The sequence below is a fragment of the Arthrobacter sp. Rue61a genome, from assembly GCF_000294695.2.
GTDB classification, from domain to species: Bacteria; Actinomycetota; Actinomycetes; order Actinomycetales; family Micrococcaceae; genus Arthrobacter; species Arthrobacter aurescens_A.
Genome location: NC_018531.1, coordinates 2,681,974 through 2,697,180, shown reverse-complemented (window position 1 = coordinate 2,697,180; position 15,207 = coordinate 2,681,974). Strand labels below are relative to the sequence as shown.

At 62.2% G+C, this 15,207-nt stretch carries 16 protein-coding genes; 15 read left to right on the top strand and 1 reads right to left on the bottom strand.

The genetic code is table 11. From position 1 onward, the window contains the following. Positions 1–63: 63 nt before the first annotated feature. Complete coding sequence (locus tag ARUE_RS12220; RefSeq protein ID WP_014921980.1) at positions 64–876, top strand: GNAT family N-acetyltransferase; 813 nt, start codon at positions 64–66, stop codon at positions 874–876. Here the strand turns inward: ARUE_RS12220 and ARUE_RS12215 are convergent. Continuing rightward, positions 873–1,472, bottom strand: coding sequence for a Vms1/Ankzf1 family peptidyl-tRNA hydrolase (locus ARUE_RS12215; RefSeq protein WP_011774970.1), 600 nt, complete (start codon positions 1,470–1,472; stop codon positions 873–875). The two genes, ARUE_RS12220 and ARUE_RS12215, sit on opposite strands and share 4 nt — an antisense overlap. A gap of 41 nt (positions 1,473–1,513) precedes the next feature. Between ARUE_RS12215 and ARUE_RS12210 the strand changes: the two genes are divergently transcribed. The 14 genes from ARUE_RS12210 to nusB all read left to right on the top strand — a co-directional run bounded on the left by ARUE_RS12210 (position 1,514) and on the right by nusB (position 15,207). Next, positions 1,514–3,007: a replication-associated recombination protein A gene (locus ARUE_RS12210; RefSeq protein ID WP_011774969.1), complete on the top strand. Its 1,494-nt coding sequence runs from the start codon at positions 1,514–1,516 to the stop codon at positions 3,005–3,007. A 204-nt stretch (positions 3,008–3,211) separates the two neighbouring features. Then, positions 3,212–3,832 carry a 30S ribosomal protein S4 gene (gene rpsD / locus ARUE_RS12205; RefSeq protein ID WP_011774968.1) on the top strand — a complete coding sequence of 207 codons (621 nt, stop codon included), beginning with the start codon at positions 3,212–3,214 and terminating at the stop codon, positions 3,830–3,832. A 158-nt stretch (positions 3,833–3,990) separates the two neighbouring features. After that, positions 3,991–4,365, top strand: a complete 375-nt coding sequence (locus ARUE_RS12200) for a DUF948 domain-containing protein (RefSeq protein ID WP_011774967.1) — start codon at positions 3,991–3,993, stop codon at positions 4,363–4,365. 68 nt (positions 4,366–4,433) lie between these two features. Then, a complete protein-coding gene (locus ARUE_RS12195; RefSeq protein WP_011774966.1) occupies positions 4,434–4,664 on the top strand; it encodes a hypothetical protein in 231 nt (76 codons plus the stop codon). 115 nt (positions 4,665–4,779) lie between these two features. After that, positions 4,780–7,458 carry an alanine--tRNA ligase gene (gene alaS / locus ARUE_RS12190; protein WP_043470321.1) on the top strand — a complete coding sequence of 893 codons (2,679 nt, stop codon included), beginning with the start codon at positions 4,780–4,782 and terminating at the stop codon, positions 7,456–7,458. A 2-nt stretch (positions 7,459–7,460) separates the two neighbouring features. Then, positions 7,461–8,051 carry a Holliday junction resolvase RuvX gene (ruvX, locus tag ARUE_RS12185; RefSeq protein WP_011774964.1) on the top strand — a complete coding sequence of 197 codons (591 nt, stop codon included), beginning with the start codon at positions 7,461–7,463 and terminating at the stop codon, positions 8,049–8,051. Continuing rightward, entirely contained in the window at positions 8,048–9,838 is a 1,791-nt protein-coding gene (mltG, locus tag ARUE_RS12180) for an endolytic transglycosylase MltG (RefSeq protein WP_014921978.1), read from the top strand. The genes ruvX and mltG overlap by 4 nt, the downstream gene beginning before the upstream one ends. Then, on the top strand, positions 9,835–10,689 hold the full coding sequence (locus tag ARUE_RS12175) for a shikimate dehydrogenase (protein ID WP_014921977.1): 855 nt from the start codon (positions 9,835–9,837) through the stop codon (positions 10,687–10,689). Before mltG ends, ARUE_RS12175 begins: the two co-directional genes overlap by 4 nt. Positions 10,690–10,715: 26 nt before the next feature. Next, a complete protein-coding gene (gene aroC / locus ARUE_RS12170; protein WP_014921976.1) occupies positions 10,716–11,915 on the top strand; it encodes a chorismate synthase in 1,200 nt (399 codons plus the stop codon). Then, positions 11,915–12,472, top strand: a complete 558-nt coding sequence (locus ARUE_RS12165; RefSeq protein WP_011774960.1) for a shikimate kinase — start codon at positions 11,915–11,917, stop codon at positions 12,470–12,472. Before aroC ends, ARUE_RS12165 begins: the two co-directional genes overlap by 1 nt. Further along, complete coding sequence (gene aroB / locus ARUE_RS12160) at positions 12,469–13,560, top strand: 3-dehydroquinate synthase (RefSeq protein WP_011774959.1); 1,092 nt, start codon at positions 12,469–12,471, stop codon at positions 13,558–13,560. Before ARUE_RS12165 ends, aroB begins: the two co-directional genes overlap by 4 nt. Then, positions 13,557–14,078, top strand: a complete 522-nt coding sequence (locus tag ARUE_RS12155; protein ID WP_011774958.1) for a tetratricopeptide repeat protein — start codon at positions 13,557–13,559, stop codon at positions 14,076–14,078. The genes aroB and ARUE_RS12155 overlap by 4 nt, the downstream gene beginning before the upstream one ends. Positions 14,079–14,233: 155 nt before the next feature. Then, on the top strand, positions 14,234–14,797 hold the full coding sequence (efp, locus tag ARUE_RS12150; RefSeq protein ID WP_011774957.1) for an elongation factor P: 564 nt from the start codon (positions 14,234–14,236) through the stop codon (positions 14,795–14,797). Continuing rightward, complete coding sequence (gene nusB, locus ARUE_RS12145; protein WP_011774956.1) at positions 14,797–15,207, top strand: transcription antitermination factor NusB; 411 nt, start codon at positions 14,797–14,799, stop codon at positions 15,205–15,207. Before efp ends, nusB begins: the two co-directional genes overlap by 1 nt.

The following is a 15,207-nucleotide window of genomic DNA, read 5'->3' as shown; positions in this document are numbered from 1 at the left end:
GGCCTTTGGCGTTCCCGCCGCGGACTCCGGCCAACCACTCCCGCCAACGAAAGGTGCAGCAGAATGCTGGATCAAGCATTCCTGGAATCGCTCATGGACAGGGCCTGGCCTGCGCTTGAGCGCGAAGACCTTGACCTTGAAGACCTTGACCCCGGAAATACGGGTGGGTGGGTCCTCCGCGCTTCGGAGGGAGTGACGCAGAGGGCAAATTCCGTGTGGCCAAGGAACCTGGATGGCGGGTCGATGGGAAATCCGGACATGTCCCGGTCCATTCGTGCAGCAGCGGAGTGGTACCGCCTTCGTCGTCTGCCCTTGATCTTCCAAGTGTTCGGTGACTCCCGCAGCGCCGCTCTTAACGCCGTCCTGGATACCCAACGTTTCACGAGGCAATCCGAAACAAGGATCATGGTCCGCGGTGTGGATGAGCTGCCGGTGGGCACTTCGGGCCGACACGTTGACATATCTGATGAGCCCTCCGACGAATGGCTTCGCATGTGGTGGTCCGTCGACGGCCGTGGCGGGGACGCCGAACTGTCGGTCGCTCACAAGATTCTCCTCGCCTGCCCGGCGCTGTACGCAACGGTGAGGGACGACGACGGCGTCCCGGCCGCCGTCGGACGTCTCGCCTTGGTGGACGGTTGGGGAGGTATCTACAGTATGGCGACGTCGGCTGGGCACCGCAGGCGCGGATTCGGGACCAAGGTGCTGGACGCGTTGTTGAATGCCGGAGCCGAACGGAATCTGCAGGGTTTCTGGCTGCTGGTTACTGAGGCCAATCGCGGTGCGCAGTCACTCTACTCACAGGCCGGGTTCACTGACTACGGAAGCTACTTGTACCGGCAGGCGCCGTTGCGGCGGGCGTCCAGCGGCTGCTAAGCGGGTGGATCGGTCACTGTAATTCGCACGGAGCAGGCGTCGGTAGCCGCCTTCGCCAACACAGCAGTCCTGGGCTCTTGGATATCCAGGAAAGCGAGGCGAGTACGTCCTGATATCGCTTTGAGCAGTGAATGGGCAAGGACCTGATCCACCAAGGCACGGTCGCCACCCGGGACGATGTACTCGATGCGGTGTTCGTTGAAGATCCGTGAGGCATGTTCTGCCGTGGCCTTGGCGTCGACGAAGCGGTTGCCACTCTTCGAAGCGAGGATCGCGGATCCGCTGGCGGCCGCTATGGCGTAGCCTCCCCTGCGAACCAGCAGCAGGCCCAGCCCCCGCTCCTGGTGAGCAAGCGATATCAGGCGGTCCAGTTCAGTCCCTCCCCGGCCCGGACGTCCGTCCGACGGCCATGGGGCTTTCAACAGGGCAGTCGCCCCATCGGCTGCGCGCAGGAGCAGCCCATCCCCGTCGAAGTCTTCGACAACGGCACCATGGCTCGCCGCAAAGCGGTCCACCCATCCCTGCAACCGGGTCGCGGGCACCAAAGCGGTCCGGCTGCCTGAGCGCTGGTGCGGGGCAGATGCTTGGCGATCCACGTCAATGTCTCCTTTGCTGGAACTATGAGTAGCCTATCCATGTGGAAGATCTCTTTGGTGCGGGTGCAGTTGACGACGACGAGTCGGAGGATCTGCCTGCTTCAGGGGGTCCCTCCGATGCTCACTGGATGGCTTCCCAGCGTAGTCCGCTGGCGGTCAGGATGCGCCCCCGGTCGCTGGACGAGGTAGTAGGGCAGCAGCATCTGCTGGGGCAAGGTTCGCCGCTTCGGCAGCTGGCAGCCGGTGCCGATGCTGCCGGTCCGGCGGGTCCCAGCTCGGTGATCCTTTGGGGTCCGCCGGGAACAGGGAAAACGACGCTGGCGCATGTGATCGCTCGCGGACCCGGACGGAAGTTCGTTGAGCTGTCCGCCATCACCGCCGGCGTCAAGGATGTTCGTCGGGTCATGGACGAGGCTTTGACTGCCCGCGACCTGTACAAGAAGACCACTGTCCTTTTCCTTGACGAGATCCATCGCTTCAACAAGGCCCAACAGGATGCACTGCTGCCCGGCGTCGAGAACCGCTGGGTGGTGTTGGTGGCGGCCACCACGGAAAACCCGTCATTCTCCGTAGTCTCGCCGCTCCTGTCCCGTTCGCTGCTCCTCACGCTGAAGCCGCTCACGGATGACGACATTTCGGGTTTGCTGCAACGAGCTGTGGTCGACGCCCGTGGCCTCGCCGGCCGCGTGGAGCTCAGCCCGGAGGCACTGGACCACCTGGTCCGGCTATCCGGAGGCGATGCCCGACGGGCGCTGACAGCATTGGAGGCGGCCGCCGGTGTCGCGTTCGGTGACTCCACCGCCGTCGATGTTCCCGACACCGCGACGGGGCCTGAAGAGGAAGGCGAAACCGCCGACGCCGAACCCGGACTCGCGAACGACGGCCCGCCCGACGCGCCGGTCATGGTGGAACTCCGCCACACGGAACGTGCGTTGGATGCGGCGGCCGTCCGCTACGACCGCGCCGGCGACCAGCACTATGATGTGGCCAGTGCGTTCATCAAGTCCATCCGGGGCTCGGACGTGGACGCTGCCCTGCACTATTTGGCACGGATGCTTGAAGCCGGGGAGGACCCGAGGTTCGTTGCGCGGCGCATCGTGATCTCCGCAGCCGAAGACATCGGCATGGCTGACCCCACGGCGTTGCAAACCGCCGTGGCAGCGGCGCAGGCAGTGCAGTTGATTGGCATGCCGGAGGGCCGCATCGTGCTGGCCGAAGCCGTGGTCCATTTGGCCACTGCCCCCAAGTCCAACGCCGCCTACATGGGTTTGAACAAAGCGGTGGCCGATGTCCGTGCCGGATTCGGCGGCGGCATTCCCATGCATTTACGCGACGCCCATTACCCGGGTGCAAAGCAATTGGGCCATGGCAAGAGCTACAAGTACGCACACGACGAGCCGCATGGAGTGGCAACCCAGCAGTATCCGCCGGATGATCTGGTAGGTAAGGACTACTACGAGCCCACCAACAACGGAGCTGAACGGGATATTGCCGCCAGGCTGGAACGGCTCCGCAAGATCGTCCGGGGGGAGTAGCCGGCCGGATCAACCCAACTGCGGGCGGCCGCCCTGCCCGTGGTAGGATAATTGCTTGTCTGGCATGGCCCGACGCACAATCCCTTTGAGATTTCTTCAATAGTGCTGTGCGCCCGGGCTAGTAGCAAGAGGCAGCGGTTGGCCGATGCTCTCCCTGATGGAGGCCAGTAACACTGACACACCGCAGTAATTGGAAGGACACAAGTGGCTAACAACACTCGTGCTCGCCGTACCGCACGCCTTTCGCGTGCACTCGGCATTGCTCTGACCCCCAAGGCCGCCAAGTACATGGAGCGCCGTCCGTACGGCCCCGGCGAGCATGGCCGTGCCCGCAAGAAGCAGGACTCCGACTACGCCGTACGTCTGCGCGAAAAGCAGCGTCTGCGCGCCCAGTACGGCATCCGCGAAGCCCAGATGACCCGCGCCTTCGAAGAAGCCCGCCGCACCAAGGGCCTCACCGGTGAAAACCTGGTTGAGCTGCTCGAAATGCGTCTGGACGCCCTCGTGCTCCGTGCAGGTTTCGCCCGCACCATCGCACAGGCACGCCAGCTGGTTGTGCACCGCCACATCATGGTTGACGGCATCCGCGTGGACCGCCCGTCCTTCCGCGTTGGCGAAGGCCAGCTCATCCACGTTCACAGCCGCTCCGAGGTTATGCCCCCGTTCCAGGTGGCAGCCGCTGGCGCACACGTGCTCAATAACGTGCCGGCATACCTGGACGTCAAGATTGACGCCCTCCAGGCTCGCCTGGTTCGTCGCCCGAAGCGCTCCGAGGTCCCCGTGATCTGCGAAGAGCAGCTCGTCGTCGAATTCTACGCTCGCTAAATTCAAGCAGCGCATACAAAGAAGCCCGTGGCACAAGCCGCGGGCTTCTTTGTATGTAAGGTACCGGGCCAAAGTAGGTAAGGTACTTGGGGAGGCCTTGACCGAAGCCGTGAACCGGCTGGTGCGAGGCAGCGAAACGATCCAAGGAGAAGAGTTCTATGTCTGGTGGCGACATCGCCGGCCTCATCGCAGCAGGAGTCTTCGCGCTCCTCGTCCTGCTTTTGGCCGTGCCCATCTTGAAGCTTGGCGGCGTTTTTGACGAGGTGCGGACCTCCATCCGTTCCATCAGCGACGGCGCCACGCCCCTGATGGATGAAGTGACCGCAACGGTCACCACCACCAACCAGCAACTGAAGAAGGTTGACGGCATCGCCTCCAACGTCTCCGATGCATCGGCCAACATCTCCGCGTTGTCGTCGCTCGTTGCAGCCACGGTTGGTTCGCCGCTGATCAAGGTGGCTGCCTTCAGCTATGGCGTCCGTTCGGCTTTCGCTGGACGCCGCGCCCCTTCATCCGGCCGCCGCAGCCGCTGATTACGCAGCAGCTGAACTACACAGTCGCTGAACTACACAGTCGCTGAACTACAGGGAGACCAAACCTCATGAAGAGAATTGTGTGGATGGGCATAGGCGTCGCCATTGGCGTCATTGCCTTCCGTAAAATCACCGAGGCCCAAGCCAACCTTGGGCCGGAGGGCCTGAACCGCGCTGTCGGCCGGATGGCGGATGGACTGTTTGACTTTGCCGACGCCGTGCGGACGGGGATGCACCAACGCGAGGAAGATTTGCGGGCAGCATTGGGAATCGACGACGCCGGAGCCGTTCGGCGCTAGGGGGAGCGGTTCGCCCCCACGCCCTCAACAGGGCAGAATGGAAAGCTGCGGAACGGCACCAGCCGGAACCGCGCACATCGTGTGCAGTGAATTGAGAAGGGTAAGTAATCAGCTAATGAAGTCGCAGGAGATCACCAAGCGCTGGGTGGACTTTTTTGTCAACAAGGGCCACACCGCCGTTCCCTCCGCGTCGCTCGTTTCCAGCGACCCGTCGCTTCTCTTCACTGTGGCCGGAATGGTGCCGTTCATTCCCTATTTGACCGCGCGCGAAGAGCCTCCCTACAGCCGTGCAACGAGCGTCCAGAAGTGCATCCGCACCGGTGACATAGAGGAAGTCGGGAAGACCGCACGCCACGGCACGTTCTTCCAGATGTGCGGCAACTTCTCCTTTGGCGACTACTTCAAGGAAGACGCCATCAAGTTCGCTTTCGAGCTGCTCACCACCAGTGTTGACGACGGCGGCTACGGGCTTCCGGCCGAACGTCTTTGGGTGACTGTCTACGAAGAGGACGACGAAGCCAAGGAGCTGTGGCTCAAGAACACCGGAATTCCGGCAGAGCGCATCCAACGCATGGGCAAGGCCGACAACTACTGGTCCACTGGCCAGCCCGGACCCGCCGGACCCTGCTCGGAGATCTACTACGACCGCGGCCCTGCTTACGGAATCGAAGGCGGCCCCCTGGCCGACGAGACCCGGTACATCGAAATCTGGAACCTCGTGTTCATGCAGTACCAGATCGAGAACGTCCGCTCCAAGGTGGACTTCGACATCGTGGGTGAACTGCCGCAGAAGAACATCGACACCGGCCTGGGCATGGAACGTCTCGCGATGATCCTCCAGGGCGTCGAAAACATGTACGAGACCGATCAGGTACGCCCGGTGATCGACAAAGCCGCTGAATTGTCCGGCCGCGAGTACACCTCGGCTGAATCGCCGGAAGACCCGCACCACACGGACGATGTCCGCATGCGCGTCGTCGGCGACCATATTCGCTCTGCTTTGATGCTCATCGCTGATGGCGTAGCACCGTCCAATGAGGGCCGTGGCTACGTGCTGCGTCGACTTATTCGGCGCGCCGTTCGGGCAATGCGCCTGCTCGGCGTCGAAAAGGCTTGCCTGCCGGACCTGCTTCCCGCCTCCCGTGACGCCATGAAGGGCGTTTACCCGGTAGTGGAGACTGACTTCGCACGGATCAGCCGTATTGCTTACGCCGAAGAAAAAGCATTCCTGCGCACTATTGCTTCCGGTACGGCCCGCCTGGAGGACGCGGTAGCGGAGTCCAAGGCGGCCGGCGTTCCGCTGTCCGGCGCGGATGCCTTTGCTTTGCACGATACCTACGGCTTCCCGATTGACCTGACCCTGGAGATGGCAGAAGAAGCTGGCCTGCAGGTGGACGAAGCGGGCTTCCGTGCGCTCATGCTCGAGCAGCGCCAGCGTGCCCAGGCTGATGCCAAGGGCAAGAAGGGTGGCCACGCTGACCTCAGCGCCTACCAGGAGCTCCTCGGCAAGGGCGAGACCGTCTTCACCGGATACGACGAGTTGGAGGGCGAGGCAAAGGTCCGCGGCATCGTCAGCGGTGGCCGTGCGGTAGCGCATGCCTCCACCGGCGACGAGATTGAGCTGGTCCTCAACGAAACCCCGTTCTACGCAGAAGCAGGCGGTCAGTCAGCTGACACCGGCCTCATTACCGGTGACGGCTTCGTTGTCGAGGTCTTGGACGTTCAGCGCCCCATCAAGGGCCTCAGCGTTCACAAGGCAATCGTCCGCGAAGGTGAGATCGGCTCCGACGCGCTGGTGCGTGCCGCCGTCGACCGTGAACGTCGCCATGCTGCCGAGCAGGCCCACACCGGCACGCACATTGTGCATGCCGCGTTGCACCAGATCCTCGGCCCGGAAGCTACCCAGCGCGGTTCGTACAACAAGGCCGGATACCTTCGCTTCGACTTCGCCTGGGGCGAGGGTTTGAGCACAGCCACGAGGTCCGAAATCGAAGAGGTCTCCAACATCGCCATCCGGAACAACTTCCGGGTGGACACCAAGGTGATGGGGCTCGCTGAAGCCAAGGCGCTGGGCGCCATGGCTTTGTTCGGTGAAAACTACGGCAGCGAAGTTCGCGTAGTGGAGATCGATGGCGCGTGGTCCCGCGAGTTGTGCGGTGGCACCCACGTTTCCAACACCTCCCTGATCGGCAGCCTTTCCCTGCTGGGCGAACAGTCCGTTGGCTCAGGAAACCGCCGCGTTGAAGCCTTTGTTGGCTTGGACGCATTCCGTCACCTGGCAGCAGAGCGCGCCCTGGTTTCCGAGCTTACGGAGCTTTTGAAGGTTCCTTCCGGACAACTTGCTGACCGCATCTCCAGCACTTTGAACAAGCTCAAGGCCACGGAGAAGGAACTTGACCGCCTCCGCAAGGAGCAGCTTGCTGCAGCTGCTGCCAACTTGGTGGGTACAGCGAAGGATGCTGCTGGTGTTCGGGTTGTCGCCCACGATGCCGGTCAGGTGGGTGGGGCTGACGATCTGCGTAACCTTGCCCTCGACCTGCGTAATCGCTTGGGCTCTGAAGCCTCCACTGTTGCTGTTGCGGGTGTCAGCAATGACCGACCTGTCATTCTGATCGCCACCAACGAGGCCGCTCGCGAAGCGGGCGTCAAGGCCGGCGCGCTGGTCCGCTTGGCGGCGGGCATCCTCGGCGGCGGCGGTGGCGGCAAGGACGACGTCGCCCAAGGCGGCGGCACCGACGCTGGGAAGGTCTCCGAGGCCCTCACAGCGGTGGTGGATGCGATAGCCAAGCGCTGACGGTGGCTTCCAGTACTCACAGTGGCGTCTACCCCCACGGTATAAAGCTGGGGGTAGACGTCGGTACCGTCCGGGTAGGCCTGGCCGTCTGTGATCCCGACGGGATTTTGGCGACGCCGTTGAAGACTATCGGGCGGGACAGCAAGAAGAACTCCGATGTGCGCGTACTGGTCAAGCACGCCGCGGATTTGCCGGCGGTCCAGATTTTCGTGGGTCTTCCCCGCACCATGAAAGGCGAGGAGCGCGCGTCTGCGCAAATGGCCATGGACTATGCGGACCTCCTTGTAAGCGAGCTTCTGCGTGTCGGTTTGGACGTTCCCGTAAACCTCGTGGATGAGCGACTTTCAACTGTTACGGCACACCGCAACCTGCACCAAGCTGGCATGAGCAGCAAGAACCACCGTAAAGTGGTTGATCAGGTTGCCGCTGCTGGAATACTGCAGCACGCAATCGACATGCAAAAAGCCAGAGGAACGGACGTTGGCCGCCGAGTGCAGGCACCGGTGCAGTCCGAAAAACCCAGCAGTGCCCCAACACTGCGGGCTGCCTCCGGCCTTGAAACCGATTCTTCTAAGAGGGGACTGCAACTGTGAGCCCGGTCAACAACGACCCCTCCAGCGGTACCGCCGGCGGCGGTATGTCGCTGACCCGCAAAGAGCTGCGGGCGCGTGAACGATTCCTCGCCACGCAGAACCACAATGTGGTGCCCGTTCCCGAAGCGACTCCCGGAGAGGCGGCTCCCTCAGCAGACGTTGAGCCGGAACTGCCGCGACCCGTCCCGGCTGTTCAACCCACCCCGGTGACGCCCCCGACTCCTGTGGCGCCCCCAACTCCCGTGGCGCCGCCAACTCCCGTTGCACCCCCGGCAGCCGCGGCAGCCGCGGCCGAAACCCAGCACGTGGCCGCCCCGCAGCCAGAGGCACCTCTCGAAGAGGCGGCCGACGCCACAACTCACGCGGCTGAGGCGCATGGTGGGCCGGAAGGACACCACCAGGAAGTCCACCAAGACGAAGCAGACTTCCACGAAGACCATGAGTATGACGAGCTTGCTCGCGGTGAGGTTCAGGACGGTCATGTTCAGGACGATCCCGCCCAGCGTGATCACCACCTGCACGATCACGCCCTGCACGGTGACATCGAACACGAAGCTGTTTTAGTAGGACACCCCGAGGCTCACGCCGACGACCACGAGTACGCGGCTTACGATGCCCACTACGAGCCCGGCATCCATGAAGAACTTCACGGTGACGTTCATCTCCATGATGACCACCACCATGACCTCATTGCCCCTGTAGCCAGTCCAGCGTCCAAGGCCGCCGCGAAGAAGGCCCGCCGCCGTCGTCGTGTATTGGCCCTTCTGATCACGCTGGGTGTCTTCGTTGCCGCCATCGCCATAGGTGCGCAGTTCCTGAAGCCCTTGCTGGGCATGGACAGGGTTACCGACTTTCCGGGCCCGGGAACGGGCTCGGTCACCATTACTGTTCCTGAGGGATCCGGTCCCAAAGCCGTGGCAAACGACCTCGTGCAAAAGCGCGTGGTTGCCGACTCCGACGCTTTTGTTGAGGCATTCCTGAGCGAGGGCGGGGAGCTCTCTCCCGGGGACTTCACGTTCCGTACGGAGATGAAGAACTCCGACGCCGTGGCTGTGCTGGTGAACAAGGACGCATCCAAGGTCATGTACTTCGCCCTGAGCGCAGGTCTGCGTATCAACGAATCGCTGGAGGCCATCTCCAAGGGCTCGGGCATACCCATGCAACAGCTCAATGCCCTCAACCAAGCGCCGGGTCAATTCGGAGTGCCTGCCAAGGCCAAGAACCTGGAGGGCTTCCTGGCGCCGGGGGAGTACCGCTTTGAACTCGGTACATCCGCCAAGGACATCATCCAGAAGCTGGTGAACACTACCCTTGATGAACTCAAAGCCCAGGGAGTAACGGACCCGGCCAAGCAGTACGACACTGTAACCATTGCCAGCATCGTCCAGGCTGAAGGCGGCCAGGCAGACTACGGAAACGTGGCCGGCGCCATTTACAACAGGCTCAAACCCAACAACGTTGAGACCAGCGGCCTCATCCAGTCCGACGCCACTGTGACGTACGGGCTGGGGAAGAAGTCCTTCCACCTCACTGAGGAAGAAAAGGCGGACAAGTCCAACGCGTACAACACCTACGCCAACGTTGGGCTGCCGGTGGGACCCATCGGTTCTCCAGGTAAGACTGCCATTGATGCTGCAGCAAAGCCGACGCCGAACGAATACCTCTACTGGGTGACCATCAACCTGGACACCAAGGAGACCCGGTTCTCCAAGACACTGGCCGAGCACAACACCTACGTTGAGCAGTACAATGCGTGGTGCCAGGCTAACGCAGGACGGTGTGTGTGAGTCGTCGTGCCGCAGTTCTGGGGCATCCGATCTCACATTCGAAGTCTCCGGCCCTGCACTCTGCTGCCTATGCCACGTTGGGCGTGGACATCGAATACTCGGCGATTGACGTCACTGTTGAAAGGCTCCCAGGGTTCATGGAGTCACTTCGCGGTGATGACACCTGGTGCGGCCTCTCGGTGACCATGCCGCTGAAATCGGCCATGATCAGCCAAGTGGACGAAGTTCGCGGAGCCGGCGCCCACTTGGGCGTCATCAACACTGTTGTTTTCGAGCGTGATGGCGCACAGGTGCGCCGGGTGGGTTACAACACTGATGTGGCCGGCATCGTCGAGGCGGTCCGCTACGCGGGCGTGGTTGCAGCACCCCACGCAGCCATCCTTGGTGGCGGCGGGACATCGGCTGCGGCCGTCGCAGCTGTAAAGGAACTCGGTGCCCGTCACGTCGATGTTTTCGTTCGCGACGCCGGACGTGCCGGTGATGCGCAAGCCGCAGCGGCCGCCGTCGGACTTTCCCTCGCCGTCCGGCCGTTGACCGAAGCAGCGTCCGCTGTGGCCGGAATGAATCTGGTGATCTCCACATTTCCGCCGCGTGCCGCTGATCCGTTGGCTGAGGAGCTTGCAGCTTTGCCGCGAACCGGGGGCGGCGTCCTGCTGGATGTCGCCTACGATCCTTGGCCCAGCCGCTTGGCGGAAGTGTGGCAAGGCCACGGGGGAGCGGTAGTCCCTGGCCTGGAGATGCTGATGTATCAGGCGGCCGAGCAGATCAGGCGCTTCAGCGGCTGTGACGTGGATGCCGCCGTCATAGATGTGATGTGCGACTCAGTCGGGCTTCCCCGGCGAGTGTTCTAGAAGCCTTACATGGCAGGATTGGTTATATGTTGCGTTGGTTGACTGCCGGTGAATCCCATGGTCCGGCCCTGATCGGAATTGTTGAAGGCGTGCCTGCCGGTGTTGAACTCACCAGCGGGCAGATTCGTGACGCGTTGGCGCGTCGCCGCCTGGGCTATGGCCGTGGTGCCCGCATGAAGTTCGAGCAGGACGAGGTCACCATCATGGGTGGCGTCCGCCACGGACTCACTCAGGGTGGCCCAGTAGCCATCCAGGTTGGTAACACCGAGTGGCCCAAGTGGGAGCAGATCATGTCTGCTGATCCCGTGGACCCTGAAGTCCTCGCCGACCAAGCCCGCAATGCACCTCTGACTCGTCCGCGTCCCGGGCACGCCGACTTCACGGGAATGCAGAAGTATGGGTTCGACGAAGCCCGTCCGGTCCTCGAGCGTGCTAGCGCACGCGAGACCGCCACACGCGTGGCACTAGGTACCGTTGCTGCCCAGTTCCTGAAGCAATTGGGCATCGAGCTGGTCAGCCACACTGTTTCCATCGCCAGCGTGACCGTTCCTGAAGGACGGCCCCTGCCGTTGCCGAAGGACGTCATAGCGCTTGACGCAGATCCCTTGCGCTGCTTCGACCGTGAGACGTCGAATGCGATGGTGGCCGAGGTGGATGCCGCCCACAAGGAAGGCGAAACCCTTGGTGGCGTAGTGGAGGTCTTGGCATACGGGCTTCCCCCGGGACTTGGCAGCTACGTCCACTGGGATCGTCGCCTCGACTCCCGCCTCGCGGCCGCACTCATGGGTATTCAGGCTATTAAGGGAGTAGAGGTCGGCGACGGCTTCCTCACGGCCGCCCGTCGCGGTTCTGCTGCACATGACGAAATCCTTAAGGACGAAAACGGCAAAATCGTTCGTCAGACCAACCGCGCCGGTGGAATCGAAGGTGGTATGAGCATCGGTGAGGTTCTTCGCGTTCGGGCAGCCATGAAGCCGATCGCAACCGTTCCGCGTGCACTGCGCACCATCGACGTGAGTACCGGTGAGCCTGCCAAGGCCCACCACCAGCGTTCGGATGTCTGCGCGGTTCCCGCCGCCGGCGTTGTTGCCGAAGCCATGGTGGCACTGGTTCTCGCAGAAGCTGTTGCGGAGAAATTTGGTGGCGACTCCGTGCCGGAGACCCAGCGGAACCTGCAGAGCTACCTCGAGAGCATCCCGGCCACCCTGGACTCGGTCGGCCGGTAGTGGGCCGCGCTATCCCGGATGGCCGCCCCGTTGTCCTCGTAGGCCCCATGGCCGTTGGAAAATCGGCGATCGGCCAGCAACTGGCCCAGCAACTCCATCTCCCGTTCGTGGACACCGACGCAGTGGTGGTTGCTGCCCACGGCAGCATCGCAGATATTTTCGCCGGCAGGGGAGAACACGCCTTCCGCCAGATTGAAGCGCGGACTGTGGCCAAGGCCATCGAGTCGGCCAAGGTCGAGCCCGCCATTATTTCCCTGGGCGGAGGTGCGGTGCTTGACTCCGGGACCCAGCAACTGCTGGGGGAGTGCACCGTGGTCTATCTGGAGTGTGACGCGGAAACAGTCGCAGACAGGATTGCGCGGAACACAGGCAGACCCCTGCTGCAGGGCGACGCCATGACCCGCTGGGAAGCTTTGTTTGCCACCAGGCGCCCGGTCTATGAGCGTCTCGCGGACATAGTCATGGATGTCCGTTCCGGGTCCGTGGCGGAAATCGGCCTCCTATTGGAGGAGCGGCTGCTCCAGCATGCAGCCTTGAAAGAGGAAGTTGAAAAGTGAGCAACGAAGCAACTGTCATCAAGGTGACCGGCCAGTCCGTTAATGAGAACTACGACGTCGTGGTGGGCCGCGGCCTGTTGGACACGCTGCCTGCCAAGCTCGGCGAGCGTGTACGGCGAGTACTGGTGATCCACCCGAGGGCCCTCCGGCTGACCGGCGATACCGTCCGGGACGAGCTTGAAGCTGCGGGATTCACGGCCCTCACGGCCGAAATCCCGGATGCCGAAGAAGGCAAACACATCCAGGTGGCCGCTTTTTGCTGGCAAGTGCTGGGCCAGAATGATTTCACACGCTCCGATGCCATCGTGGCAGTAGGTGGAGGCGCAGTCACGGACCTCGCCGGCTTCGTGGCAGCCACCTGGCTTCGTGGGGTCAAAGTAATCCACATGCCCACGAGTTTGCTGGGCATGGTGGATGCTTCCGTGGGAGGCAAGACCGGAATCAACACGGCCGAAGGCAAGAACCTCGTGGGCTCCTTCCATCCGCCAGCCGCTGTCCTGGCCGACCTGGACACACTCCAGACGTTGCCGAAGAACGAGCTCATTTCCGGGATGGCCGAGGTCATCAAATGCGGCTTCATCGCTGATCCCGCGATCCTCGACCTCGTCGAGAAGAACACCGACGCTGTGATGGACCCGGGATCGGATGTTGTCCGCGAGCTCATTGAACGCGCGATTTCGGTTAAGGCCGATGTCGTTTCCCAGGACCTCAAGGAATCCGGCCTCCGCGAAATCCTGAACTACGGTCACACGCTTGGCCACGCCATCGAGCTCGTTGAACGATACTCATGGCGTCACGGTGCCGCCGTTTCCGTGGGAATGATGTTCGCTGCCGAGTTGTCCCGCAGCGTGGGGCGTTTGTCCGATGCCGATGCAGACCGCCACCGCACCATCCTGGAGAGCCTCGGTTTGCCCATCACGTACCGCAGGGACCGCTGGCAGGGTCTTCTGGACGGAATGCGCCGGGACAAGAAGTCCCGCGGCGATCTTCTCCGGTTCGTGGTCCTCGACGGCGTAGCCAAGCCGGGCATCCTGGAAGTCCCTGACACGTCACTCCTGTTTGCCGCATACCAGGAGATCGCATCATGACTGTCACTCTGCGCGAAGGCGTCAGTGATTGGCCCACAGCCGGCTTCCCCGGAGTCCGGATGAACCCGGATACTTTGCTTCCCGTGGTTGTCAATGAGGAAGTCATGGAGTCCGCCCTTGCGGCCTCGGAAGACCCCGCGGATCGCATCATGGCTCTCCTGCTGGATAACCAGCCGAACGAGGCAGCGGAGCTGTTGGCCGAAGCGCGCTACAAGGATCCGGAGTCGTTCCGGTTGAGGATTTTTGAAGCTGAAGTCCACCGCGCAACCAACCGGCTGGACCGTGCTGTGCAGTTGTTCAGGCATCTCTTGCAGGATGTCCAAGGCAGCTCGAAGGAAGCTATCGTGCACCAATATCTGGGCCGGGCATATTTCGTCAGCGGGAACGCGCTTGCCGCATCCGAGGAATTCGCCAAGGCCCTGGATCTGCGCGTAGCCATGGCTGCTGATGCCGCGCTGATCTACTCCTCCGCCGTAGCCCTGCAAAGGGCGCGGAATGTCCTGGAACTGGCTTCCTGACGCCCCGGGAAACCGCGCCCGCAAGTCTTAGGTGTATTTGCCGGTAGAATGGTTCTTGGATTTTTGATAAATACGCGCTGGCGGGCCGTTTGGCATGCCTGCTTGGCATAGACAAACTGGCAGCTTGAACCAGTGAGAGAAACCAGAGGATACGAGTGGCAACCACAAACGACATCAAGAACGGGACCGTACTGAAGCTCGAGGGCCAGCTCTGGAACATCATTGAGTTCCAGCACGTCAAGCCGGGCAAGGGCGGAGCGTTCGTTCGCACCAAAATGCGCAACGTCATGTCCGGCAAGGTGGTCGATAAGACCTTCAACGCCGGCCTGAAGATTGAAACCGCAACGGTTGACCGCCGTGACTACCAGTACCTGTACCAGGACGGCGAAGATTTCGTCTTCATGGACACCCAGGACTACGACCAGATCACTGTGTCCGGCGCTACTGTAGGCGACGCTACCAACTTCATGCTCGAGAACCAGATGGTCAATATTGCCATCCACGAGGGCACGCCGCTGTACATCGAATTGCCCCCGAGCGTCGTCCTTGAAATCACCTACACGGAACCGGGCCTTCAGGGCGACCGCTCCTCGGCGGGCACCAAGCCCGCAACTGTGGAGACGGGCTACGAAATCCAGGTTCCCCTGTTCGTTGAGCAGGGCACCAAGGTCAAGGTAGACACCCGCGATGGCAGCTACTTGGGCCGGGTCAACGACTAGTGAGCGCACGCGGTAAAGCCCGTAGCAGGGCGCTTGAAGTACTTTTCGAGGCAGAGCAGCGCTCTGTTTCGGCTTTCGACGCGATGACAGCGCGTCGGGAGAAGACCGATCTTGTCATCAACCCGTACACGGTGGAAATCGTGGAAGGTGTCGTTTCCATGCAGGCGACCATCGATGAGTTCCTGCAGACCTACGCTCAAGGCTGGACGTTGGAACGAATGCCGTCGGTAGACCGCATCATCCTTCGCATTGGCGCCTGGGAACTTCTCTACAATGACGAAGTTCCGGACGGAGTAGCTGTCAGCGAAGCCGTGGCCCTCGCCAAGACGATGTCCACGGACGAGTCGCCGGCCTTCATCAACGGGCTTCTTGGCCGTTTGCAGAAGCTCAAACCTTCTCTCCTCGCGTAG